Origin of the sequence: Roseiflexus sp. RS-1 (assembly GCF_000016665.1) — a bacterium.
Classification (GTDB): Bacteria; Chloroflexota; Chloroflexia; order Chloroflexales; family Roseiflexaceae; genus Roseiflexus.
This window is the reverse complement of the sequence record NC_009523.1, coordinates 4,141,854-4,165,221: the sequence shown is the minus strand read 5'-3', so window position 1 is coordinate 4,165,221 and position 23,368 is coordinate 4,141,854. Positions and strand designations below refer to the sequence as shown.

The window sequence follows — 23,368 nt, the reverse complement described above, 5'->3', positions numbered from 1 at the left end:
TCTATTCTACGGCACAGGGATCGTATCCATACGCGCAACGGGAGCGAATTATTCAGGAACACCTGTCGTTGTCATTGTACCAGGGAGGAACCAATGCGCAAGTTGATCAGATCGCTGGGTTTTGGCGCAGTACTGGCGCTGGCGGCATGCGGTCCCGCGCCGACGGTGACGCAACCAACAGCGCTGCCGACCATTGAACCGACGGTTGCAGTGATTGAAATGCCGACGGCACCTGTCACTACGCCGTATCCTGCACCGAACAGCTCGTATCCGGCGCCAGGACAACCGACTCCTGAGCCGACGAGTGAGATCAATGAAGCGACGATGAAGGCAATGAGTGAGCTGGCGCGTCAAAAACTGGCTGAAGAACTGGAAATCGGGGTGGATCAGATCCAGGTAGTGAGTGCCGATCCGACATACTGGAGCGATACCAGTCTGGGTTGTCCACAGCCCGGCATGACATATCCCCAGGTTATGACGCCGGGGTACCGGGTGACGCTCATTGTTGGGAGCGATCTTTACACCTACCATACGGATACGAAGCAAACAGTTGTTCGCTGTGAGCCATAGATGGTAGAGCGCAGGGTGGCGCAGATGCAGGTGCGCCGCCTTCCGCTCGCTTATGCGGGGTTATCCTGTTCCTCTTCTCCGAATAGACGCAACCATTCATCAACTTCCGACTGATCCGGCAGGCGCTCCGGCTTGTCGGCGCCCGCCGATGATTGACGAGGGGCGGGGGTTGTCAGTTGCTGCAAGGTTTGAGCGAAGGTGCGCGAATCGATCACCTTGATGCCGCGCGCTGCCGCCGCCTGCGCCACCTGACGATCCGAGGTGACGACCGTCCACTCATGCGGGCGTGCAATGGTTGTGATCCGGCGGATCAGTTGCGTGTCCGCGTCGTGCGGTGACCGCGCAAAAGAGCAGGTGACGCCATATCCGTCGAGGCGTTGCGAGTGACCGTAGACGCCGTGGTCGAACACAACGGTGATGCTCCTTCCTCGTCGTGCTGCAGCGTAGCGTCGCAGCAGCATGACCAGTTGCGCTTCATCGTCAATGTCGGACAGGCGTAGTCCCGGCATCTGCGCAATCAGGTTGTGTCCATCGATCAGCAGCGGCACGGCAGACCTCGCGAATGGGTTCTGCAACCTGGCTGTCTCCAGGGGCGTCGTAGCACATGAGCACTGACAAACCTGGAGGATAGATTATGGAAGAGCAGAACCGTGAGCGTTATACAACGGAACCTCTCCCGTCGTCAAGAGATACCCCTTCGTCGCGTCTGCCTGGTGAGATCTATGATCGACAACCTGCTTCGTCGCAGCGTCGCAGTGCGTCGCTTGTTGGTCTGGTACTGCTGACGCTCGGAATAGCCTGGCTGCTGGTGCGATTTGCCGGTGATCTGATACCGGTGACGCCCGGTGGTGCGCTTCTGGTCGATCAGACGGTCGGCGGACGCCGGATCGAGATCGATGCCGTCAGCGCCGATGTGACCATTCTACGCTGGGATCGACCAGAGTTTCGCGTTCAGGCGGAGCGGGTGGGTTGGTCAACCGGCGCTATCGATGTGTCGGTACGCGTCGATGACGAAACGGTGCGTGTGGCGCACCGTACCAGTTGCCTGTTCTTTTGCGGCGGGTTGCGCTACCAGATCACGGCGCCGACCACGGCGGACATTCGCGTGACCACGGCGAGCGGCGATGTGCAGATCGAGGCGATTGACGGCGATGTGACGATTGAAACGACCAGCGGCGATGTGCGTCTTGATGCTATTGGCGGGGCGTTGGCGGTCAAAACTGTCAGTGGCGATGTAACCCTGCGCAACGGGCGGGTTCCGCGCGCCAGAGTTGCGACGACCAGCGGTGACGTGAACCTGAGCGGCGTCAGAGGTCCGCTGGAGGCAACAAGCATTTCTGGCGACATCAGTATCCGCGACGTTGTTGAGGGTCCGGTTAACGTGAACACCACCAGCGGGCGGATCAGCGGCGCTGGCGCTCTTTCCGTCGATCTGAATCTGTCCAGTGTGTCGGGCGATGTGCAACTGGACCTTCCGGCTGATACTGGCTTCCGGTTATCCATTCAGACAATCAGCGGCGATATTGATGCGCCAGGGTTGCGTGGCGGAGGGGTGCGGAGCGAATGGAGCGCCACTCTGGGTGATGGAGCGCATGCGGTGAATATCACCACGACCAGCGGGGACGTGCGTATCAGGCAGGAGAGATGAGGCGCGCCTGAGGCAACGGGCGCGCAGCTTTGTTCATCTATCGCTCTCTGTGTCTGCTGCTTTGAAATGAACCACGGATGGCTCTTTGAGTTAACCACGGATAAACACGGATGCTACGGATAACCACGGATTATAGCAGTTTTCAAACACATTGACCTTTGTTCCTATCCGCCGTGTCGCGCGAGGCGCCCGCATCCGGCGGAGTGTAGACCGAAATTTATTTCGGTCACCGCGTGTGGTGTGCAATTACCGGGAGTGTTCAACCTCGTCCAACAGGTTCAAACTTTGTGAGAACCGCTATAAGATTATAATAAATTATCCGTGCTGATCCGTCATATCCGTGCTTATTCGTGCCGATCCGTATTCTCTTCCCCTGTTCCTATCCGCCGTGTCGCGCGAGGCGCCCGCATCCGGCGGAGTGTAGACCGAAATTTATTTCGGTCACCGCGTGTGGTGTGCAATTACCGGGAGTGTTCAACCTCGTCCAACAGGTTCAAACTTTGTGAGAACCGCTATAAGATTATAATAAATTAATCCGTGCTGATCCGTCATATCCGTGCTTATCCGTGCCGATCCGTGTTCTCTTCCCCATCCGTGCCAATCCGTATGCTATGATGCGGCGCCTACGGCATTGTGATCTGAAGATCATCCAGATCGGGCCAGGGCGACTCTTTGCCGGTCCAGTCGCGGGCGCGGGCGCGGAAGGCGTACACGCCCCGTTCGGGCGGAACAAACACCGCTTCGTGCTCCGTCGTCTGAACGAGCCAGTCGATCCAGTCGCCATCCGGCAGACGTCGCACCTGCACATCGAACGATGCAATGCCGCTGACGTCGTCCTCACCGTCCCAGCGCACCCGGATGCCGCCCTCGGGGAGCGACGCCGCCTCGACAACCGCAGCCTCTGGAGGGTGCACATCGTTGCGCGGGCGCCATTTGATTGCGTCGAAGTGCACTGCGCGTCCGTCACTTTCGGTCTGATTCGTCAACATCACCGAACTGCCCGGTCCCATGTGGAAAACCCCGAGTGAAACCCACCCGCCGGACGCAGCCGCCTGATTGATGACAACTTCCGACACTGCGCCGTTGTGTGTGACGGTGTAGCGTGCCTGTTCGGTTGGTGTGGGACCGCATGCCGGAATGAACGCCAGCGCCTCATAGAAACCTTCGCCTGGAAGCGGAGGCGTCCAGACGGCGCGATGTCGCGAACGCGCCGTGGCGCCCGGCGTATCGTAGCTCCAGGCATGACTGCCGCCAATGCCACAATCGGCGCTTTGCCAGTTTCGACCATCGACTGCGACGTACCCCTCGGCAGCATCGTCAACCACGATTGCGTCCGGCTCGATGACGGCACGATCAGCAGCCGTCCGATCGCCGGTCGCAACAAACGGGTCGGCGCCCAGCCACAAGAACGTTACTTCAACCCAATCGCTGTCGGTCATGCCGAGATCGTCCCAAAACGCGCCATCGGCGATGTCGATGCCGGTCGGCTGGCGAATGCGACGCCCGAACTCATCGCGTCCATTGTTGTACCCCTGCTGACGGGCCGCCTGCGCCATCGGCAGCCCCGGCGGAAGGTCGCTGTAGCGTCGATCCGGCGACCAGTAATCATCGTGCGTATTCCAGGGTCCCACATCCCACACCGGCAGCACGACACTCCGATCACGGTAGGTCACGCGCACCTGATACTCATAACCGTTGCGACTCGAAAGGACCCCCCACGATGGTAGCGCAACGAATCGGTCACGTGGTTTGATGATGTGCCCATTCGCAGTGCGACGACCAACGCGCCCCTGACGTGTGGCGAAGATGCGGTAGGTCGGTGCGATGGGCGAGGTGACGCTGAGCGCATCTGGAGGGGAAGGCGACGGCGCCTCTTCAGCATACGCCTGAGTGGTAGTCAAGAACGGGGTGAAGATCGCTACAAGCGCCGCAATAATCGCCAGGCGTTGTGCTGATACCATCTGTGCTCCTGTTGTTCAAACGGCTCTGCACTGTTGAAAGTGGCTGCGCAAAGACACAGCGACAGCCAGCCTGTCACTCCAGATGAGTGCAGGTGCAGCGCAAAGCCTGGCACGATACGAATTCGTTCACGAGAACGTGTGGCGTGCCGTTCACGACACGATATAGGGCGCGATTGTAGCCAACATCTCGAAATTGTCAAGTTAGCGTTATGGGTTGACGCATCCGGCGTATCGCGCCATAATGGGACGCTCTGCAACGAAAGGCGTGATGAGATGACCGACCGGAACATTCTGGCATACGCCCGACTGGCTGAACAGATTGTGGCGCTCAAGTTGCTGCCGCGCGTTGGATGGCTTCAGCGCGGCATAGCCAATGCCGAGAGCGTCGCGGAGCATAGTTTCGGGCTGGCGGCGCTGGCGCTGATATTCACTGCTGCGGACGACTCGGTGGATCGCGAACGGGTGCTGGCGATGGCGCTCGTGCACGACATTGCTGAGGCGCTGATCGGCGATCTGCCGTTTTCGGCGCGTCGTCTGATTGGCGAGGCGGTGAAGCGTGACGCCGAGCGCCGCGCGCTGGTCGAACTATGCACCCCGATCCCCGGCGGCGATCACCTGATCCGGCTGTGGGAGGAGTACGCCGCCGGCGCAACCCGCGAGGCGCGCCTGGTCAAAGCGCTGGATCGCGTCGAGACGCTGGTGCAGGCGCTGGCATACGAACGCGCTGGCAATCGTCTGCTGGACGAGTTCTGGATCGATGCCACGGCAGGGCTGGAAGAATTTCCCGTCCTGATGGCATTCGTCGACCGGCTCGCGGCGCAGCGCAACGGTTGAACGTTCCGGGAACCAACGGAGGAAACGTTTATGCAATCGCTCACATGGTGGCAGACGGCAGTGTTCTACCAGATCTATCCGCGCAGTTTCGCCGACGGTAATGGCGACGGCATCGGCGACTTTGCGGGCATGATCGACAGACTCGACTACCTGCGCGATCTGGGGGTCGGGGCGCTCTGGCTCTCGCCGCACTATCCTTCCCCGAATGCGGACTGTGGCTACGACATCTCGGACTATACCGGCGTCGCGCCTGAATACGGAACGCTTGATGATTTCCGGCGTTTTCTCGACGGCGCCCACGCGCGCGGTATGCGGGTGCTGCTCGATCTGGTGCTCAACCATACGTCCGTGGAGCATCCCTGGTTCAGGGAGTCGCGGTCGAGCCGGGATAACCCGAAGCGCGACTGGTATATCTGGCGCGACCCTGCACCTGACGGCGGTCCGCCGAATAACTGGTATTCGGCGTTCGGCGGTTCTGCCTGGACATTCGATGAGACGACCGGACAGTACTACTACCACTTTTTCTTCAAGGAACAACCCGACCTGAACTGGCGCAACCCGGATGTGAAGCGGGCGATGTGGCAGGCGATTCGTTTCTGGCTCGATATGGGAGTGGACGGTTTTCGTCTCGATGCGATCGACACCATCTTTGAGGACCCCGCGCTCACCCCGCACGAATCGCGGTTGTCGCAGGTTGAGATGCTGCGCATCTGGCGCGAAAACCGTCCGCCGGAAGAGACGAAAGAACTCTGGGAGCAGTTTGCGCTGATGTTTCGGTATCAGGTGCAGCAACCAGGGTTGCACGAGTTGATGAAAGAATTGCGCGCATTGGTGGACGAATATCCAGGAAATCGGGTGCTGATCGGCGAAGGGGACGACATTGCATACTACGGCAACGGCAGTGATGAACTGCACCTGGTGTTCAATTTTCCGCTTATGCGCACCAATCGGTTGACGCCAGCATGGGTGCGTGCCAATCAGGCGGAACGTCTGGCAGCGTTGCCCCCCGGCGCCTGGCCCTGCAACACATTGGGGAATCACGATGTCGGGCGCATGTGGACGTCATACGGCGATGGGGTGAACGATGCGGCGCTTGCCCGTCTGCACGCGGCGATGCTGCTGACGCTGAAGGGCACGCCGGTGCTCTACAACGGCGAAGAGATCGGCATGACCGATCTGTTGCTCGAACGGTTTGAACAGTTGCGCGACAATCAGGCGGTCAATCTGTATCACCTGGCGGTCGGCGATGGCATCGATCCCGCTGAGGCAATGAAGATGGCAGCAGCGATCAGCCGTGACCGCTGTCGCACGCCGTTCCAGTGGGCGAATGCGCCGAATGCTGGATTCAGTCCGCCGGGCGTGGCAACCTGGTTGCCGGTCAACCCCAACTACGCGCAGGGCGTGAATGTTGCCGATCAGGAACAGAACCCGGATTCGCTGCTCAACTACTACCGCCGCCTGATCGGTGCGCGCCAGGCGATACCGGCATTGCTGGCGGGCGACTATGCGCCGCTCCATCCTGACGAGGATCGCTATCTGGCGTTTCTACGCACAACGCCGGATCAGCGCTGCCTGGTTGTGCTCAACTTCTCGCCGGAGCCGGTCACAACCGGCTTCGATCTGAACGGCGCCCGTTTGCGCACACTCTTTTCAAGCCACCCCCGCCCGACCCGCGACGAACATCCGGAGCGCCTGACCCTGGCGCCGTTCGAGGCATACATCGGCGAGGTGATACGGATTGGGACAGATTGGGAATAGCACGCGGATGAGTGCGGATGTGACGGATCGGCGCGGATTATAGCGGTTCTCACAAAGATTGGTCTTGTTGGACAGAGTTGAACGCGCCATCGCCGTGCGACATCTCTCCGCGTTCTCCGCGTCTCCGCGTGCATCAGACCGGCTCACGCGGAGTAACTGTGTTGCTTGTCAAGGGGCGCTCGTATGCACAGCCGGATCCCAGGGCTTTTGCTGACGCAATATTGCGCCGAGAATAGTCAGCAGCTTGCGCATCGCAGCGACGATGGCGACCTTGCGCGGCTTGCCAGCTTGACACAGGCGCTGATCGAAGGCGCGCCTGACCAGACGGCGCCGCGTGGCCGCCAGGGTCGCCATGTACAACACGCTGCGCACATCCCTCCTGCCGCCGGAGCTATGCCGGGGTTTGTGCTGTGCGCCGCTCTGATTGGCATACGGCGCAACGCCCACAACGGCCGCCGCTTCCTTGCGATTGATGGTCCCCAGTTCGGGCAGGCGGAGCAGCAGGTTCCGTGCGGTGATCGCGCCGATGCCGGGCACGCTTTCGCGCAGCTCCCGTTTCCGGCGCACCTCGTCGGTGCGCTCCGCCTCGTTGTCGCGTTCCTGCTCAAGCGCACGGATCTCCTGATCCAGCCAATCAATATGCTGCTGGATGCCCGGGCGGAGGTTCGGCGCGGCAGCCGTCAACCGATTGATCTCAGCCGTCCGCATCTGAATCACCTGCTCCCGCCGGACCAGCAGGTCGCGCAAGGATGCGCGCTGCTCGTCCGTCGCTTGGTGGTGCGGCGGGCGCACCCGTTCGGCAAAGCGGGCGAGCAACCGGGCATCCAGGCGGTCGGTCTTCGCCTGGCGTCCTTCCGCGTGCGCCAGGGCGCGCACGCGGCGTGGCTGCACCCGCGCCGTCGGCACGCCAGCCTGGAGCAGTTGGGCGAACACCATGCGCTCCAGCCCGCCGGTCGCCTCCAGCACAATCAGGGTCGGCTGCAGGCGCTGGAGTCGCGTGACCAGGAGCTGGACACCTTCGTCGGTAGACGGTATCGTCTCGCGTGGCGCGTGCGGGTCGGCGCCAAACGCCACATCCAGCGTCTGTTTGGAGACATCAATGCCGATAAAGAGCGACTCACGGGAAGCCATACACAGAACCTCCTGAGGAAAACGGCGCCAGCCTTGCTAGCATATGCGGGTTTGAGGGCCCAGATAACTGTTCGGCTTGGTCGCGTTGAAGGACACGGCTACCCAACACTCCGCGGCGATCTCGTGAACCTGGCGCAGAACGGTATACCGTGTCCCGTTAGATTATACTAGGCGCAAAGGCGCGGAGATGGGGAGCGCAGCGGAAGTGGTCGTCTCGCGCGACGCGGCAGGCACAGACGGGGGTCAACGTATCTGAGAGACCGCGCCGAAGAGGACGCTTCGCGCCGGGCGACCGCATAGGCGGTCGCCGTGGCAGCGTCCACGCAGGTGGACGCCCGGCGAAAAGCCTTCCAGAGGCGATTTCAATCGCTGAACGCCAGGCAGCTATCCAGGAGGCGACTCGATGCTCACCAAAGTTCAAAAATGGGGCGACAGTCTTGCTCTGCGAATACCAGCAACCGTCGCCGCCGCAATGCGTCTGGAAGACAACTCGTCTGTTGAGATAAGCCTTATCAAAAGCCAGATGATCATTACGCCGGTTTCAACAACCGATTGGACACTGGAGGAACTGCTGGCAGGGATCACCCAGGAGAATCTTTACACGGAAATCGAGACAGGTCGGGCGACAGGCAATGAAATCTGGTGACCCATGTCATACGTTCCCGATAGCGGTGATATTGTGTGGATTACGTTCAACCCCCAGGCAGGGCATGAACAGGCGGGACATAGACCTGCTCTGGTCTTGTCGCCGAAGTCGTATAACGAAAAAGTTGGGCTGGCTTTATTTTATCCGTGATTATCAATAGCATCCGTGCAAATCCGTGGTTAATTCTTTATAGCAGTTCTCAGATACGTTGACCCTTGTTCGGATTTGCCGTGTCGCACAAGGCGCTTGCGTCCGCTGCGCTCCTCAGCGCCGCGCCTCCGCGTGAGCCGCTCGGATGCACGCGGAGATGGGGAGGACGCGGAGCAGTGCAGTCGCCGCATGCGGGCGGGGACGCCCGCGCACCCAGGATGGATGAGGAATAGAACACGGATTGGTACGGATATAACGGATCGACACGGATAATTATCTAATTCATCCGTGATCATCCGTAGCATCCGTGTCCATCCGTGGTTAATTCTTTTCCGACGCAGCGGCAATCGTCTGCTCGATTTCCTTCCGCAGGCGCCTGATCGCATCATTGGCCGTCTTTTCGGCGGCGAGCAGTTCATTCAGGCGGTCTTCCAGTTCGTTGAGCAGCGTCACGTAGCGTTGCCGCAGTTTCATCTCGTTGCCCTCACGCCCCAGCGGCGTCAGGTTCGCCTGCGTCTGCTTCTGGCGCTCGTAGATCTTCTGCCGCTCCGCTTCGATCTCCTTCAGCGCATCTTCGTGACGTTCGATCTGCTCGTAGAGCGACAATAACCGGTTAAGCACCGCGAAGGTCTGTTTGTCCAGGTGCGTCTCCTCGAAGAATTGCTGAATCTGGCGCTGCGAGAGTTTGCGCACCTCTTCATAGCGCGACACCCTGTGGCGCTGGTTGACCGTAAAGGTCGTTTCGACTCCCGGCGGGCAGCGGACGGTCCAGCGCGCGACGTTGTGCGCCTGTTCCGTCGGCGACGGCGTATCGAACAGGTCGTAGCCAGGAAGCATGTCGTGTTCGATCACAATATCGACGGCATCGGGCAGGCTGCTGGTCACCCGGTACAGCGTCCGTCGGATGTCCCATTCCTCGAACAGCAGGTACTCCTGATGCAGGCTCAATCCCGCCATCTGGCGTTCGGTGCGGTATTCCTCGCTGATCCTGATGCCGAGTTCGACCGCGTAGGCAACGATCATTTCGGCGCCTGCGCGCGTGAACGGCAGTACCGCTTCGCCAGCGTAGTCCCCCCGCTCGACGACCGTCACTGGACCGCGTTCCAGGGTCAGTCCGGTTTCGTTCAACATCCGCAGACTGGCGACGGGGTGATGCGGCTGTTTGCGACCGTTGTAGAGCAGTTCCTTGCGCCCGTCCAGGCGTCGGTTGACAATCGGCGCCATTGCCGAACGTCCGCGTGCCACGCTGATCGGATGCGCCACGCGGTACTGGAACAACGCGCCGCGCTCTTCGCCAATGCCGACCGACGGCGCCGAATGTTCGACTTCATCAAGACTGAGACCGAGATCGTCCAGGGAATAGTGTGACCTGACATTGCTTTCCGCTGCGCCGGGAAATGCCGTGCTGCGCAATCTTTCCCTGATGGCGCCGGGGGCGGGCGGTGCGCTCTGCGCCGCAAACTCGATTGGCGCGGCGACGGTGCGCTCATCGTCCTGCACCAGTGGGCGTTCAGGGGTGCGCGGTTCGTACAAACGATAGCGGAACGAGACCGGCATGCCTGCCACCAGGGTCAGTTCAACATCCTCCAGGTCTTCATCGAGTTGATTGTCGAACATTCCCCACCCCTGCAATAGCACCGTTACCCGCCCGCCCGCACTCTGCCCGTCCCCGTTCGACGGATCGCCATCAGCAGTCTTCGGCTCCGCCAGCAGGCGGTAACTGACGCGCCAGGCGGGTGCAGGCGCGATGTATCCGATCAGGAGGTCGTGCTCACCCTCAGAGAGGCGCACAATCGCTGCCCGGCGGTCTTCCTCGCTCTGCGCCGCGCGCAGAAAGTAGGTCATATCCGACGCAGCGCGATCATCCAGGATCACCATGCGCGCGATGCGCTTCACCGGTATACTGCGCACTTCGCGCTGCTCCGCCATGTACAGCGAGACCAGCGGGCGGTCGAGCGGTTCGTCCTCATCGACGTCGATGCCGATCACCGCCCCTTCGACGGTTTCCTCGCCCTGCGCTTCGTGGCGGCGCTCAGGGTCGATCCAGAAACGCACCTGTCGCCCGCGCAGGTCGCGCAACAGATCGAGCAGGCTGCGCGTGTCGGAAAGGTGGATCGAACCGCGTTTGATCTGCGCTTCGCGGTCTTCCGGCGTCTCGAAATCGATGCCGCGCACATACCCCGCGCCGAGATCGAGCACAATCAGGCTTTTGAGAATATCGTCCATCGCGGCGCGCGGGAAGGTCAGGCGCAGTTCGGCGCCGGTGACCGAACCGCGTCGTTCAAAATAGCCGACACCGTGCCGGTAGACCAGCATCCGGCGAATGGGGAGATCGGACATGGTTTTCTCGCTTTCCGGAACATTGGCGCCTCGGCGCGAGGCATCGCGCCAGGGTGAGTATAGCAGCAAATGCGTTGGCTGTCACTATCACATCATAAGCAGCGCCAGTGCGACTGCCAGTACGATGGTCAGTCCGGTCGCCGTCAGCGCGGCGATCCGATCCCAGTTCAGGAAGCGCCGATCATCGGGGAGGAGACGCTCGAAGCCGTAGATATACCAGCGGTAGAGTACCGGTTCGCACTTTTGTGCAGTGCGCCCGCGCTGTTTTGGCTTCGTCCATTCGTCAAGGTCGAAGACGATTTCGGTGACGGGAATAAAACTGATCGCCAGTTCGCTCAGAATAATGCGCGTGTCGGAATTCAGGCGTTCTTCCGCCTGTTTGATCAGACGATCCACTTCTGCGACCAGTCGCCATTCGGGGCGAAATCCTTCGCTCGCCTGCTCACGATAGACCTCGCGCTTGCGGCAGTTGCGTTGCAGCCACTGTTCATCGATGCCGGGCAGATCGTCGTGCGCGGTCAGGAGAGTCGCCCGGCGTAGCCAGTGGAAAGTTTTGTGAACGATCAGGCGACTGACGCCATCGCAGCGTGTGCAGTGAATACCGCCCGTGCCCTGACAGTCGGGGCACGGAATGAGCGTCGGCGCGGCGGCGACCTCTGGTTGGGGTGCGACGGCAGCCTGTGCCGCGTCTGGCGTTTCGGTCGATACAGCCAGGGAGTTATGGCGCCTGCGTCCGTCTGCTGCGACGGCAGCCTGTGCGACACCCGGCGCTTCATTCAATGCCGGTGAGGTGGATGGGGCAGGGATGCGCCGGCGACCGTTGCACCGCGCGCAGATCGTCCGTCCGATCCCTTTACACGTATCGCACTGAATGACCCGTGTCGAACCGGGGAGGCGCTCCACGCCCCCCGCTTCATTCTCAAACCCCCTGGGAGCGGGGAGCTTCACCTCCCACCGGTCGAGTTCACGTTCCAGTTTGGGATCCTTGTGGTAGGTATAATCTGGTTCTTCTGCGGTTTGCGCTGGCTCGCGCGTTTCGTACAGGACGCGCAGGGTGTACCAGTAGATGTTGCGGTGCGTCGTCTGCCGGATCTCCGCCAGGCGCCCCAGTGATGGACGACGCAGACCCAGCGGTCGCGCCCGGCTCCACGCATTCAGCAAACCGGCAATCGTGCGGGGATCGTTGAGTTCTTTCGCCCGCTCGAGCGCTTCCTGCATCGGCGCTTTGATCAGGTCAGCCGCCAGCACCTTTTCAACAGCGTGCGGCGCTTCTGGCGGCGCTGGCGAAACCGGAGCGGCAGCAGGCGGTGTGCCAGCGCTAACCTGGGTTGTGCTGGAGTGACGCCGCAGCACCTGGTCGAGCGCATCGGCGGCTGCGCGGGCGCCGGGGTACCGTTTTGCCGGTTCGAGCGCCAGCATGGTGCGAATAATATCGTCAACCTCGGCGGGCACGCCGGTAACCCCGCGATCACGCAGCGACATCGGCGGCGCGAACGGTCCGCCACCTTCGCCCAAACCAGGCGTGTACGTCCACGGCAAGGCGCCAGCGAGCATCATGAACAACACGACACCCAGGCTATAGATGTCGGAGAGATGGGTCACTGCGGTGGCCGACGCAGCGTGTTCGGGGGAAAGGAACCCTGGCGTGCCCATCACTTTGTTGATGGTCGTCATCCCTGCCTTGCCCGATTCGCGGGCGATGCCGAAATCGGAGAGGAGCACTCGTTGACCGGCGCTTTCGACAAGAATGTTGCCGGTCGATATGTCGCGGTGAACGACGCCGTGCGCGTGGGCATAATCGAGCGCAGCAGCAGCACAGCGAAAGATATGCGCCGCCTGGTCGAGCGGCAAACGCCCACACTGGTTGAGCAGGTCGCGCAGCGATCCGCCCGCGACATACTCCATGACCGTATAGTGAAAGGGCGCCTGATACCCGTGGTCATAGATCGGCACGATATGTTCGTGACGCAGTTGACTGGTGATCTCCGCCTCGCGGGTGAAGCGGTCGATCCATTCGGCGTCCTGCGACAGCAGGATTTTGATCGCCACCCGCCGTTCGCGCAGGGTGCGATGACGCGCCAGCCAGACCTGGCTCATCCCGCCTTTGCCGATCTGTCGTTCCAGGCGGTAATTGCCGATCCATTCAGGAAAGGTGCTCATACGTAGATATTCAATACGGAGCGTGCTGCGGCGCGCGCTTCCGCCAGAGCGGTTTCGCTGAGACGCTCCTTGACCCCAGGGATGCTTGCCGGATTCATGCTCAACTGAAACACGCCAAGTCCAACCAGAAGCGACGCCAGTTCCGGGACGCCGGCAATCTCGCCGCAGACGCATACCGGCAGATGGGCGCGCGCCGCAGCGCCGACAGTCTGCGCGATCAGTCGCAGCACCGCAGCGGAGTGCTGCGGATAGCGGGTCGAAACATCGGCGCTGGTACGATCGGCAGCGAGCGTATACTGCGCCAGATCGTTGCTGCCAATGCTGAAGAATGCCGCCTCACGCGCGATCAGGTCGGCGGTCACCGCCGCAGCCGGCGTTTCGATCATAACGCCGACCGGCACATCGGCGCGGTGCGGGATCTGATCGCGCGCCAGCGACTCGGCGGCGGCGCGGACCTGCGCCCGCGCCCACGTCACTTCGTCGGGGGTTGTGACCATAGGGAGCAGGATGCGCAGGTCGCCGTGAACCGCCGCCCGGAGCATGGCGCGGATCTGCGTCTGGAACAGATCGGGATGCAGCATGGAGAGGCGCAACCCGCGAATGCCGAGCGAAGGGTTGAGTTCACGCGGCAGTTCGAGATACTCCACCCGCTTATCGCCGCCGATGTCCAGCGTGCGAATAATGACCGCCTGCCCTTTCATGGTTTCCACCACTGTCCGATACGCTTCGTACTGCTCCTGCTCATCAGGCGGCGTGTTTCGTCCCATGAACAGAAACTCGGTGCGAAACAATCCGATCCCCTCCGCGCCCCGTTCAAGCGCGATGCGCGCTTCCAGCGGATGGCTGATATTCGCCCAGATCGTCACCAGTTCGCCGCTCGCCATGCGTCCCGGCTGATCGTGCAGGGGATGGCGCTGCACCCGCGCCGCGACCGTTCCCGAAGCCCGGCGTTCATACGCCGACCACTCAAACGTATCAGGATCGACGATCACCAGGGCAGCGTGTCCGTCGAGCACCAGCGGCGCATGATCGGGGATCGCCAGGGTTGCGGCGCCCAAACCGACGACTGCCGGGATGCCGAAGGCGCGCGCCAGGATTGTCGTGTGACTGTTCGGTCCGCCTTCGGCAGTGACAAACCCGGCGACACGCCCATCGCGCAGGCTGACCGCCTCGGCGGGGGTCAGGTCGCTGGCGACCAGGATCGCGCCAATCGGGAGATCGTGCATGTGGCGCGCCTCGCCACGCAGTGCGGTCAGGATCGCGCGGCGCACGCTGTCGATGTCGCTGGAGCGTTCGCGCAGGTAGGGGTCATCAATCGCTTCGATGGTTTCGCGCAGCGCGCTGATGGCAACCGTCAGCGCCTGTTCCAGGCTGACGTGCCCTTCGCGCATACGCCGCGCCACATCCTGTGTCAGGGTCTCATCTTCGACGAGCAGCGCATGGGCATCGAAGATGCGTGCTTCCTCCAGGCGTCCCTCTTCGCGCAGGATCGCTGCCAGCGCCCGAAGTTGACCGGCAGCCGTTGCCTGAGCAGCAACGAGTCGTCTGATCGCCGCATCGACGTCGGCATCGATCACGTGCCAGGCGTGATGGTCAGGCAGGTAACGCACCGCCCGTCCGAGCGCCACTCCCGGCGAACCGCCAGCGCCACGCAGGTAAATCGCCATTTATTCCTCGGTTGCGAGTTGATCCAGTAATGCAGCCAGCGCTGCTACCGCCTCACGTTCATCCTCACCCTCGGCGCGGATCAAGATCTGATGCCCCTGAGCAGCGCCGAGTTGCAGCAGGTTCAACAGGCTGACCGGAAGTTCAGCCGAAGATCGCCGGGTAACGTTACGCACCGTGATGCGACTGCGAAATTCGCGTGTTTTGCGATAGAAGTCGGCTGCCGGGCGGGCATGCAGTCCTAACGGATGTCGTATCCTGACCAGTCGCTCTTCCATACACCTTGATAGCGCACTTCCACCGTCTACCTCAGAATACATACCAGACTACGGATGACTCGTCCCATGTTCCTGGACTTTCACCAGATCACGCCCGCGCAGTGCGGCTGCGGCGGTTTCTTCCAGGGTGGCGCCAACCGATGCCTCGACGGCGGCGAAGTAGGCGCCTTCCACCAGCGGTGCGTTGCTGATAACGACACGCATGTGCGGCTCATCTTCGAGTACAGCTTCGACGCTCAGCGCGGCGCTCACGAAATCGACCAGAACCAGGATGCCGTCGCTGCTGGCGATCTGCCGCAGACCCTGACGAATGGCATCGGTGCTGATTCCCAGCGATCCGTCTACCGCGCCGCCGACTGCGACGATCGGCACCTGCCCGCGGGTTACCTGTTCGGTAAACTCTTTCACGCCGCTGGCGAGACGTTCGCTGTGAGCAACGATCAACAGACCAACCATAACTTACGTCACGAGACCATACGCTTCAGCGAGGATTTCGATGGGATGGCGCGCCGTGACGCCGGCGCCGTGGCTGATCTGCCAGCGGCACGTCTCCGAGTCGCACAGCGCCATCGTGGAACCTGAACGGCGCACCATGTCGAACAGCGGCGCGCCAACGTCCATACTGATCTGATACTTCTCGACTTTCAGCCCATACGTCCCGGCGATGCCGCAACAACTGGCATGGGTTTCGATCAGTTGCAACCCTGGAACGAGTTCCAGCACATCGAGCGCCGGGCGCCCGATGCGGTGGGCGCGCAACTGGCACGGCGGATGATACGGCAGGGTGCGCTCGATGGGACGAAAGTCGGTCCGCAACTCGCCTCGTTCGTGCAGCATGCGCAAAAACTCGAAGATGTCATACGTCTGCCGGGCGACGGCGCGCACAGTGTCGCTCTGCATACCGAGCAGTTCTGGCGCTTCTTCTTTGAGTGTCAGGGTGCAACTGGTGCTGGCGCCGACGATGGGAATGTTGCGCAATGCGTAGGGCGCCAGGAGCGCGATGTTTGCCTCGTGTGCGCGGCGCGCAGCGGCGAAGTCGCCGTTCGAGAGCAGCGGCAGACCACAGCAGCGCTGATCCGGCAGCAGCACCTCAAACCCGTTGTGTTCGAGTACGGCAACCACTGCTCTGCCGATCCATGGTTCGTAGTAGTTGGCTGCGCACCCATGGAAATAGACGACCTGCCCTTTTGTGGCAACCAGCTGAGCAGTGCGCCGACGCCGGAACCAGGATCGAAACGTCGAGCGGCTGAATGGCGGGAGCGGCGCTTCCCGCGCGATCCCCAACGTCCGTTCGATAATGACCCGCAACGGCTTGAAACTGAGCGCCGCATTCGCCAGCGGCGCCTGCGGTCCTGCTCCCAGACGCCCGATCAACCCCGAGCGACTGATCAACCGGTTACGCAGCGGTATGCCACGCTCCGCCACCAGACGCGCCCGCGCGCGCGCGTTCAGTTCCGCGATCCGGACGCCGGTCGGGCACACCTCGTTGCACACGCGACATCCTGAGCAGTAGTCTACCGACTCGTCGGGAGACGGTTGACGGTCGTGCCGGAAGCGTTGCGCCTGCGGACCGACATACTTGGGTCCGGGGAAAAGGTCGGTTACTGCGCTGACCGGGCATGCCGCAGTGCAGATGTTGCACTTGATGCAATGGTCGAGCGATTGTTCAAGGGAATGCTCAATATGATCCACCGGTATGATCGTCATGATGCGGTTCCTGCCAGTATGCGTCCTGCTGCCCAGCCGGTAGCGATTGAAACGCCGCTGCGACTGCGTTCGCGGACGGTATCGGTTGCTCCAAGCGTTGCGCCGGCAACGGCGACATTGGTGTAGACCGGTGCACCGTGCATGTCGATGGGTCGGAGGCATGGATCGACCGGAACGCCAGCGGTGTAGATCGCATGCCCTGCCGGATCGAGGAAACGCGGTGAAAACCAGTCAGCGCGGTTTGCCGGTGCGCACACCGGCAGATCGAGAGCGGTTTCGCGAATAATGCCCATGTGGTCGGTGCGGATTCCGCCGCCTGCGATCCCGCCGGTCGCCAGCAGCAGGCGCTCGACCCGGTGCTCCTGCTGACGCGCCGCCGCTTCGCTCCAGACGGCAGTAAGCCAGCGTTCTTCGCCGTGACCGCGAAGAACCTCTGAGCCGATCTGAAGCCGTCCACCGGAACGTTCAATTGCATCGCGCAGGATGGTGAACAGCCGCATGCCGGGAACTGACGGCGGCAACGTTGGTATCTCAAACACCTGCGCACCGCTGGCGCGCTGAAGATCGGCAACCACGCTGAGCGGATCGCGCAAACCAAGGATGGCTGGCAGCCCAATCCGCGTCGCCGATCCGCGCTGCGTGTGGAGTTGTCTGCCGATCTCCGCCCGAAATGCCGGGTCATCGAACATGCGCGCAAGGATGACCGTGGTATATTCACGTCGGCGGAATGCAGCGGGGATGGTCAGGTACACGCCGCGCGCCGCCACTCCCTGAGCCGCAAGATTGGCGGCGATGAACGGTGGATAGAAATCGCGCAATTCGCGGAACCCGGCGATCAGCATCTCTCCGCCCAGGCGGACATCACCGGCGGCCATCGTCACCGGCATCAGTGCAACCGGGCGCAACGCGCCTGCCGCCGTGGGAAGCAGCACATTGCGCTCCAATCCGCCAACGTAGGGGTAACGGGCTGCTTCTGTCAGCGCGCGGAAGCGAGCGATTGCCTCTTCAACGGCGTGCGCACCGATCAGCGCATATGGGTGCTGTGGGTGTGTCGCGCCGATCTCGTGGATCGCCTCTCGTGGCGTGCGTTCATCGGCGCCCCAGACATCGACAGTTCCGGCAGTCCAGTGGGTCGCCCCCTGCCCCTTCGCCAGCACCAGCGGTTGCAATCCTGCCTCTGCCAGCGCCAGAGCGCCCATTAAGCCGCTCAAGCCGGCGCCGATCACGAGTGTGGTGCGCATATCGCTCCCCTATCGTCACACGATCGCTGCAATCACAACATCGCGCGACGCCTCAATCGCCGTATCCGTAGTCTCCGGCAAACGATCAACTGCCAGCGTTTCCAGGTAGTTCAACTCGTCGAGGCGCTCCTGGCGGAGTTGATCGCCCCACAGCGTTGGCGTGACGCCTTTCCAGCGTTCCTGCAGAAAGTGTGTGAGCAATGCCGACGCGGGTGGTACACCGGCAGCCTGCTGCGCGGGCGAATGCTGGTTGCGGAGTTCGTACCAGATCGCCGCAGCGCGATAGGTGCAGAACCCACCCTGGCACGGACCCATGCCGAGGCGCGTATCGCGGCGCAGATCGTCGAGATTGGCAGTGCCCTCGCTCTGGATTGCCGCCTCGAGTTGGGCGCGGGTGACAAGTTCGCATTCGCAGATCAGATCGCCATAACTATCGTCCGCCTCGACTTCCGCCAGTCGATGTCCCAGCAGATAGAACGGCGAGGTCAGAATGGCGAACCGCGCGCGTGCGCGGCGATCCTGATCGGGCGCTGCGCCGTGGTGCAACGCTTCGATAGGCAGATCCGCCGTCCGACACGGCACAGTCACCCCAAGCCTGGCGGCAACCAGATCAACCGTTTTCTCCGCCATCAGGCGATACGTGGTCCACTTTCCACCGACCACGCTGACCATCCCGGCGACCCCATCGCGCGTTTCATGGTCGAGCAGTTTGTAGGTGCGGGGAATATCACGGTCGCTGCCAGCGTCGTTTTCCTTATACAACGGGCGCACCCCTGCCCATGCCCGCAGCGTGCGCATGTGACTCACGCCGGGGACAAGCCACTCGCCCTCTTCCAGGATCAGATCGACCTCTTCCGGGGTTATATCGTACACATCCGGGTCGGGAACCGGTATATCGGTCGTTCCAAGCACCGCAACCGTGTGGATCGGCACGATAATGTCGCCATCCGCTGGCATCTTGCAGCGGTTCACCACCGTATTGACGATCCGATGATTCATGGCGATCATCGTCCCCTTGCCGGGAACGACGCTGATGCGCAGACCGGCAAGCGCCGCAATCTTCCCTGCCCACGCCCCGGTCGCATTGATGATGAAACTGGCATGGATGCGCACCGTTTCGCCACTGCGCAGGTCCTCACACACCGCGCCAATAATCCGGTCTGCCGTGCGTTCCAGTTCAACGACGCGGTGATAGGTCAGCACCTGCGCGCCGTAGCGCCGTGCATCATCCGCATTGGCGTGGGTGGCGAGAAATGAGTCGGCGGCGCCATCGCGTACCGCGAATGCCCGCCTGATGCGCGGGTTGAGCAGCGGTTCACGTTGAAGCGCCTCGCGTACCGGTATCTCTTCGACCCAAACACCGGTGCGCCGGCAGGCGGCGACAAACTGATCGGCGAAGGCTTCATCGTCCGCCGGGGTCACGACGAACAACCCGCCGGTTTCTTCGATGCAGTGCGACATGATCCGGCGCAGAATCTCATTCTCGCGCGCGCATTCCTCCGCCGATTGCGGATCCTTCACCACATAACGCCCGCCGGAATGCAGCAACCCGTGATAGCGCCCCGTCGTGCCATGCGTCAGGTCGCCCTTCTCGACCAGGGCGCAGCGAATGCCGCGCAGCGCCAGATCGCGCAGAACGCCCGTCCCGGTTGCGCCGCCGCCAATCACCAGAACATCCGTCGTCAGTGTACGCATCGTGTCATTCCTCGCTGGTATCTACAGGTTCTGCATCTCCGGCGTCCCGGTTGGCGGATCGTCATCGAGACCAACCATTGCACGGGCGATATAGTATGCAGAGGTTGCGCCAGGGTCCTGATGCCCGATACTGCGCGGACCAAGGAACGCTGCGCGGCCCTTGGTCGCCTGCATCGGGATTGTTGCGCGCATGCCTTCTTCGACGGCGGCAAGCGCGCAGCGCGCCGCCTCTTCGAGCGAACTTCCGTTCATGATGGCATCGCGGAACGTTTCAACTCCCGGTGCAATCGCATCGAGCATCGTTTTCTCGCCGCGCTGCACCCGACCACGTTCCACAATGCCTTCGAGCGCCACTTCGAGCGCCGCAGCAATATCCCTTCCGTCAATAACCGATCGTCCAGCCAGCAGCGCGCCAGCGCGCCGAAATGCCGTTCCGTACAGCGGACCGGCTGCACCGCCGACGGTTGCCAGGAGAGTCTTCCCGGTCATATCAAGGATAGCGCCAATATCGCTCTCCTGAAATGTATCGAGTTTGACGACCACCGCAGAGAAACCGCGATTCAGATTGGCGCCGTGATCTGCATCGCCAATCACCGTATCGAGTTCCGTCAATTCGGCTGCGTGGTCACGGATCAGCGCGGCAGCGCGCTCAATGAAGCGGATGACATGGTCAACGGTGATCTGCATCCGGGAAGCCTCCAAATAAACATCTCCTCACAGGTGCGTGTTGCATGGATAGCAATCAGTCGATGGTATCAGGGCTTTATGCTGAACTATATTCCCCAACGCAGCGCCGGTGTCCATGCCGGAGCATCCCATAACCGCAGCAATTCATCGTCGAGACGCGTCAATGTTACCGTACATCCTGCCATGTTGAGCGACGTCATATAATGACCCACCAGACTCCGCTCGATCGTGATATTGTGGGTCGTACACCAGCGTGCAACTTCATTGAATGCGACATACAACTCAAGGTACGTGGTTGCACCCAACCCATTGACGAACGCCAGCGTCCGATCCCCGGCGCGCAGGTTCAGGTCATCGCGAAGATTGTCGCACAAGCGATCAATAATCTGAGACACCGGCGCAAGCGTGCTGCGTTGCCAGCCTGCCTCGCCATGGATACCGATGCCGATCTCGATCTCGTGATCGTCCAGATGAAAGGACGGGCGGGCAAGCGATGGCACGGTACAGGCGGAGAGCGCAACGCCGATCGAGCGACTCTGATTGGCAGCATGGTGCGCGATCCGGGCGCACTCGTCGAGCGAGGCGCCCATCTCCGCAGCCGCGCCAGCGATTTTCTCTACGATCACAGTGGCGCCGGTGCCGCGGCGCAGTTCTGCTGCCGGACCTGCAATATCATCGGCCACGATGACCGTCGCAACCGGGATGCCCTCGGCAGTGATCATCTCGATAGCGATCTCGAAATTCATCCGATCGCCGGCATAGTTTTTGATAATGTACAGAACGCCTGCGTCGCTGGCGGCTTCGTGCGTGGCCGCCAGAATCTGATCCGGCGTCGGCGATGTGAAAATGGCGCCAGGACAGGCAGCAGTCAGCATCCCTCGCCCGACATACCCGATATGCATCGGTTCGTGTCCGCTGCCGCCGCCGCTCACGACCGCAACCCGGTCGCGGAGCGGCGCATCGGCGCGAATGACATAATCCGGGTTACGTCGCACACGGATCAGTTCTGGATGGGCGCACGCCAGACCATCAAGCGCGTCGGACACAAGCGTATCGGGTGTATTGATGAGCATCTTCACTCGTGCGCCCTCCTGGCGTATCACTATGTGACCACACTGTCATTGTTGCGCGCTGGATCGCACTACTGCGCTGGTTGTTGATGAGCAATGTACGCGCGTTATTATACCAGAAGCCGATGATCGGCATATCCCTGCAAGAAGGCGGTTTGCAGGGAATTGGGATGTGAGCGCGCGATCTGATAAGGAATGCGCTCCCCGTCTGGATGTGACGGGCGTCGCATGAATGGTGCATTTGTTCCGTCTCCGCCCGGACGGCGCAGTCAGGCGATAACGCGGGCGGTTGCGCCGTGCACTGGCTGAGAAGCCGTCGTCGTGAGGCGACGGAGAATGTCACAAAGCGTGCAGACGGCATTCAGTGGCGCGCAGGTCGAGATTTTCCTTTCGCACGGTACGGTGGGAAGCATGGGCGAGGGCAGACAGTTGCTGGGTGTCCTCACTGCTGCCGCCGATGGCGCATTCAGCGGGACATTCGCCGTGAGCGGAGTGAACGCCGGCGATGTTGTGAGTGCAACATCAACCGGCGCCTATACATCAGAGTTTGGTGCGAATGGACTGGTGGGACCGTAATTATCGCGCCGACTTGAGCACGTCGAGCAGGCGCGCAATCTCTTCCGAGTCGATGGTTGCGCCAGAGCAAAGGCAATCGCGCGCATAGGTTTCCGCCAGCAGCGCGCTCAGACTTCCAACTGCGGCCTTAACGGCAGCGAGTTGGGTCACGATCTCCTTGCAATCACGACACTCTTCAATCATCCGTTGAATGCCGCGCACCTGACCTTCAATCCGGCGCAGTCGCACCAGGACATCGTGACGCAACTCATCGCTTATCGGGCGCACAGGTCGCGGTGCGGACATCGCTTTCTCCCCTGCGCTTATGCAGCAACGGCTGCATCAAATGCCTCTTTCAGCATGCGCTTGGGACCGGCGCCGACAATCCGATTGATCTCCTTGCCGTTCTTGAAAAAGATCATGGTCGGGATTGCCATGATGCCAAACTTGCTCATCCAGAGCTGATGGTCGTCGGTGTTGACTTTGGCAACCTTGACTTTGCCATCGTACTCGTTTGCCAGTTCTTCGAGGATCGGCGCAATGACCCGGCATGGACCGCACCACGGCGCCCAGAAGTCGACAACAACCGGAATGTCGGACTTCAGCACCTGCTGCTCGAAATCATCGTCGGTGACAGTGACAGGCTTTGCCATAACGGTTTGATACTCCCTTTGCATTCGTGGTCTATACATACCTCCCAGGGGTATGCCGATACAGTATAATCTGACTGTATCATGAAGTCAAGGAGTGCGGAATGGTGATCGAGCGCATCAATGCAGCCACATTTCGTGCTGCACGCCCTGGATTGGTGGCACTGTTGAAAGACGCGGTGGAGAGCGGCGCTTCGCTTGGCTTTCTGATGCCGCTCGATACTGCGACGGCGCAACGTTACTGGGATGCCATTTGCGATGATGTTATCGAACGTCTGCGTGTATTGCTGGTTGCACGTGAAGGCGACACGATCATCGGCGCCGTTCAACTGGAGCTGGCGCAGAAACCGGGTGAGCAGCATCGTGCGCAAATGAAAAAACTGATGGTACTGCGTTCGGCGCGGCGCCGGGGCGTTGCGCGGGCATTGCTGGCGGCAGTGGAAGAAGAAGCGCGGCGTGAAGGTCGCTCGCTGCTGATCCTCGATACGCGCGAGGGCGATCCGGCGGAACTGCTGTACCAGGCGTGCGGGTACACCTTCGCCGGGCGCATCCCGAAATATGCCTGCAGCGCTGATGGATCGTTGCACACGGCGGTCATCTATTATCGGTTGCTCTGATCGTC

Annotated in this window: 22 protein-coding genes and 1 pseudogene; 8 read left to right on the top strand and 15 right to left on the bottom strand. The window is 61.4% G+C overall.

Translation table 11 applies throughout. The annotated features are described in order from the left end of the window. Positions 1-93: 93 nt before the first annotated feature. Entirely contained in the window at positions 94-570 is a 477-nt protein-coding gene (locus ROSERS_RS17055) for a hypothetical protein (RefSeq protein ID WP_011958019.1), read from the top strand. Positions 571-620: 50 nt separating this feature from the next. Here ROSERS_RS17055 and ROSERS_RS17050 read toward each other — a convergent pair whose 3' ends face one another. After that, a complete protein-coding gene (locus ROSERS_RS17050) occupies positions 621-1,145 on the bottom strand; it encodes an NYN domain-containing protein (RefSeq protein WP_232282647.1) in 525 nt (174 codons plus the stop codon). A gap of 59 nt (positions 1,146-1,204) precedes the next feature. Here ROSERS_RS17050 and ROSERS_RS17045 point away from each other — a divergent pair, with 59 nt between their 5' ends. Next, a complete protein-coding gene (locus ROSERS_RS17045; protein WP_011958017.1) occupies positions 1,205-2,218 on the top strand; it encodes a DUF4097 family beta strand repeat-containing protein in 1,014 nt (337 codons plus the stop codon). A 623-nt stretch (positions 2,219-2,841) separates the two neighbouring features. Here ROSERS_RS17045 and ROSERS_RS17040 read toward each other — a convergent pair. Beyond that, complete coding sequence (locus ROSERS_RS17040; protein WP_011958016.1) at positions 2,842-4,179, bottom strand: golvesin C-terminal-like domain-containing protein; 1,338 nt, start codon at positions 4,177-4,179, stop codon at positions 2,842-2,844. 273 nt (positions 4,180-4,452) lie between these two features. On the opposite strand from ROSERS_RS17040, the gene ROSERS_RS17035 reads away from it, so the two are divergent. Both ROSERS_RS17035 and ROSERS_RS17030 read left to right on the top strand, forming a co-directional pair. Beyond that, on the top strand, positions 4,453-5,013 hold the full coding sequence (locus ROSERS_RS17035; RefSeq protein WP_011958015.1) for an HD domain-containing protein: 561 nt from the start codon (positions 4,453-4,455) through the stop codon (positions 5,011-5,013). Positions 5,014-5,043: 30 nt separating this feature from the next. Beyond that, positions 5,044-6,771: a glycoside hydrolase family 13 protein gene (locus ROSERS_RS17030; RefSeq protein ID WP_011958014.1), complete on the top strand. Its 1,728-nt coding sequence runs from the start codon at positions 5,044-5,046 to the stop codon at positions 6,769-6,771. Positions 6,772-6,939: 168 nt separating this feature from the next. Here the strand turns inward: ROSERS_RS17030 and ROSERS_RS17025 are convergent, their stop codons facing one another. Then, positions 6,940-7,902 (bottom strand): IS110-like element ISRfsp2 family transposase, encoded by a 963-nt coding sequence (locus tag ROSERS_RS17025; protein ID WP_011958013.1) that lies wholly within the window; start codon positions 7,900-7,902, stop codon positions 6,940-6,942. A gap of 403 nt (positions 7,903-8,305) precedes the next feature. On the opposite strand from ROSERS_RS17025, the gene ROSERS_RS17020 reads away from it, so the two are divergent. Both ROSERS_RS17020 and ROSERS_RS25195 read left to right on the top strand, forming a co-directional pair. Next, the gene (locus ROSERS_RS17020; RefSeq protein WP_011958012.1) at positions 8,306-8,548 is read left to right on the top strand and encodes an AbrB/MazE/SpoVT family DNA-binding domain-containing protein; all 243 of its coding nucleotides are present in this window, start codon (positions 8,306-8,308) and stop codon (positions 8,546-8,548) included. A 3-nt stretch (positions 8,549-8,551) separates the two neighbouring features. Then, positions 8,552-8,695 (top strand): annotated as a pseudogene (locus ROSERS_RS25195) (type II toxin-antitoxin system PemK/MazF family toxin); the annotation flags it as partial. Between the two features lie 324 nt (positions 8,696-9,019). On the opposite strand, the gene ROSERS_RS17015 reads toward ROSERS_RS25195, so the two are convergent. The 10 genes from ROSERS_RS17015 to dhaK form a co-directional block, all read right to left on the bottom strand. Then, entirely contained in the window at positions 9,020-11,038 is a 2,019-nt protein-coding gene (locus ROSERS_RS17015; protein WP_041333974.1) for a hypothetical protein, read from the bottom strand. 87 nt (positions 11,039-11,125) lie between these two features. Then, on the bottom strand, positions 11,126-13,198 hold the full coding sequence (locus tag ROSERS_RS17010; protein ID WP_011958009.1) for a serine/threonine-protein kinase: 2,073 nt from the start codon (positions 13,196-13,198) through the stop codon (positions 11,126-11,128). Continuing rightward, on the bottom strand, positions 13,195-14,865 hold the full coding sequence (gene ptsP / locus ROSERS_RS17005) for a phosphoenolpyruvate--protein phosphotransferase (protein WP_011958008.1): 1,671 nt from the start codon (positions 14,863-14,865) through the stop codon (positions 13,195-13,197). Before ptsP ends, ROSERS_RS17010 begins: the two co-directional genes overlap by 4 nt. Beyond that, positions 14,866-15,141: an HPr family phosphocarrier protein gene (locus ROSERS_RS17000; RefSeq protein WP_041333972.1), complete on the bottom strand. Its 276-nt coding sequence runs from the start codon at positions 15,139-15,141 to the stop codon at positions 14,866-14,868. A 48-nt stretch (positions 15,142-15,189) separates the two neighbouring features. Next, a complete protein-coding gene (locus ROSERS_RS16995; RefSeq protein WP_232282646.1) occupies positions 15,190-15,585 on the bottom strand; it encodes a PTS-dependent dihydroxyacetone kinase phosphotransferase subunit DhaM in 396 nt (131 codons plus the stop codon). Positions 15,586-15,600: 15 nt separating this feature from the next. Continuing rightward, a complete protein-coding gene (locus tag ROSERS_RS16990) occupies positions 15,601-16,848 on the bottom strand; it encodes an anaerobic glycerol-3-phosphate dehydrogenase subunit C (protein WP_011958005.1) in 1,248 nt (415 codons plus the stop codon). Further along, positions 16,845-18,089, bottom strand: a complete 1,245-nt coding sequence (gene glpB, locus ROSERS_RS16985; protein ID WP_011958004.1) for a glycerol-3-phosphate dehydrogenase subunit GlpB — start codon at positions 18,087-18,089, stop codon at positions 16,845-16,847. Before glpB ends, ROSERS_RS16990 begins: the two co-directional genes overlap by 4 nt. A 15-nt stretch (positions 18,090-18,104) precedes the next feature. Continuing rightward, positions 18,105-19,784 (bottom strand): anaerobic glycerol-3-phosphate dehydrogenase subunit GlpA, encoded by a 1,680-nt coding sequence (gene glpA, locus ROSERS_RS16980; protein WP_011958003.1) that lies wholly within the window; start codon positions 19,782-19,784, stop codon positions 18,105-18,107. 21 nt (positions 19,785-19,805) lie between these two features. Then, positions 19,806-20,471 carry a dihydroxyacetone kinase subunit DhaL gene (gene dhaL / locus ROSERS_RS16975; protein WP_011958002.1) on the bottom strand — a complete coding sequence of 222 codons (666 nt, stop codon included), beginning with the start codon at positions 20,469-20,471 and terminating at the stop codon, positions 19,806-19,808. A gap of 86 nt (positions 20,472-20,557) precedes the next feature. Next, complete coding sequence (dhaK, locus tag ROSERS_RS16970; RefSeq protein WP_011958001.1) at positions 20,558-21,550, bottom strand: dihydroxyacetone kinase subunit DhaK; 993 nt, start codon at positions 21,548-21,550, stop codon at positions 20,558-20,560. A gap of 327 nt (positions 21,551-21,877) precedes the next feature. Between dhaK and ROSERS_RS16965 the strand changes: the two genes are divergently transcribed. Beyond that, the gene (locus ROSERS_RS16965; RefSeq protein ID WP_011958000.1) at positions 21,878-22,117 is read left to right on the top strand and encodes a hypothetical protein; all 240 of its coding nucleotides are present in this window, start codon (positions 21,878-21,880) and stop codon (positions 22,115-22,117) included. Here the strand turns inward: ROSERS_RS16965 and ROSERS_RS16960 are convergent, their stop codons facing one another. Continuing rightward, positions 22,118-22,402 (bottom strand): metal-sensitive transcriptional regulator, encoded by a 285-nt coding sequence (locus ROSERS_RS16960; protein ID WP_011957999.1) that lies wholly within the window; start codon positions 22,400-22,402, stop codon positions 22,118-22,120. It lies immediately after the preceding gene. 17 nt (positions 22,403-22,419) lie between these two features. Continuing rightward, entirely contained in the window at positions 22,420-22,773 is a 354-nt protein-coding gene (gene trxA, locus ROSERS_RS16955; RefSeq protein WP_083763314.1) for a thioredoxin, read from the bottom strand. A gap of 77 nt (positions 22,774-22,850) precedes the next feature. On the opposite strand from trxA, the gene ROSERS_RS16950 reads away from it, so the two are divergent. Further along, the gene (locus ROSERS_RS16950; RefSeq protein ID WP_011957997.1) at positions 22,851-23,363 is read left to right on the top strand and encodes a GNAT family N-acetyltransferase; all 513 of its coding nucleotides are present in this window, start codon (positions 22,851-22,853) and stop codon (positions 23,361-23,363) included. The last annotated feature ends 5 nt before the right edge of the window (positions 23,364-23,368 follow it).

Coding starts and splice junctions, on each gene's coding strand:
- ROSERS_RS17055 (WP_011958019.1), top strand. CDS start 94: ATGCGCAAGTTGATCAGATCGCTGGGTTTTGGCGCAGTACTGGCGCTG.
- ROSERS_RS17045 (WP_011958017.1), top strand. CDS start 1,205: ATGGAAGAGCAGAACCGTGAGCGTTATACAACGGAACCTCTCCCGTCG.
- ROSERS_RS17040 (WP_011958016.1), bottom strand. CDS start 4,179: ATGGTATCAGCACAACGCCTGGCGATTATTGCGGCGCTTGTAGCGATC.
- ROSERS_RS17035 (WP_011958015.1), top strand. CDS start 4,453: ATGACCGACCGGAACATTCTGGCATACGCCCGACTGGCTGAACAGATT.
- ROSERS_RS17030 (WP_011958014.1), top strand. CDS start 5,044: ATGCAATCGCTCACATGGTGGCAGACGGCAGTGTTCTACCAGATCTAT.
- ROSERS_RS17025 (WP_011958013.1), bottom strand. CDS start 7,902: ATGGCTTCCCGTGAGTCGCTCTTTATCGGCATTGATGTCTCCAAACAG.
- ROSERS_RS17020 (WP_011958012.1), top strand. CDS start 8,306: ATGCTCACCAAAGTTCAAAAATGGGGCGACAGTCTTGCTCTGCGAATA.
- ROSERS_RS17015 (WP_041333974.1), bottom strand. CDS start 11,038: ATGTCCGATCTCCCCATTCGCCGGATGCTGGTCTACCGGCACGGTGTC.
- ROSERS_RS17010 (WP_011958009.1), bottom strand. CDS start 13,198: ATGAGCACCTTTCCTGAATGGATCGGCAATTACCGCCTGGAACGACAG.
- ptsP (WP_011958008.1), bottom strand. CDS start 14,865: ATGGCGATTTACCTGCGTGGCGCTGGCGGTTCGCCGGGAGTGGCGCTC.
- ROSERS_RS17000 (WP_041333972.1), bottom strand. CDS start 15,141: ATGGAAGAGCGACTGGTCAGGATACGACATCCGTTAGGACTGCATGCC.
- ROSERS_RS16990 (WP_011958005.1), bottom strand. CDS start 16,848: ATGACGATCATACCGGTGGATCATATTGAGCATTCCCTTGAACAATCG.
- glpB (WP_011958004.1), bottom strand. CDS start 18,089: ATGCGCACCACACTCGTGATCGGCGCCGGCTTGAGCGGCTTAATGGGC.
- glpA (WP_011958003.1), bottom strand. CDS start 19,784: ATGCGTACACTGACGACGGATGTTCTGGTGATTGGCGGCGGCGCAACC.
- dhaL (WP_011958002.1), bottom strand. CDS start 20,471: ATGCAGATCACCGTTGACCATGTCATCCGCTTCATTGAGCGCGCTGCC.
- ROSERS_RS16965 (WP_011958000.1), top strand. CDS start 21,878: ATGTCACAAAGCGTGCAGACGGCATTCAGTGGCGCGCAGGTCGAGATT.
- ROSERS_RS16960 (WP_011957999.1), bottom strand. CDS start 22,402: ATGTCCGCACCGCGACCTGTGCGCCCGATAAGCGATGAGTTGCGTCAC.
- trxA (WP_083763314.1), bottom strand. CDS start 22,773: ATGCAAAGGGAGTATCAAACCGTTATGGCAAAGCCTGTCACTGTCACC.
- ROSERS_RS16950 (WP_011957997.1), top strand. CDS start 22,851: ATGGTGATCGAGCGCATCAATGCAGCCACATTTCGTGCTGCACGCCCT.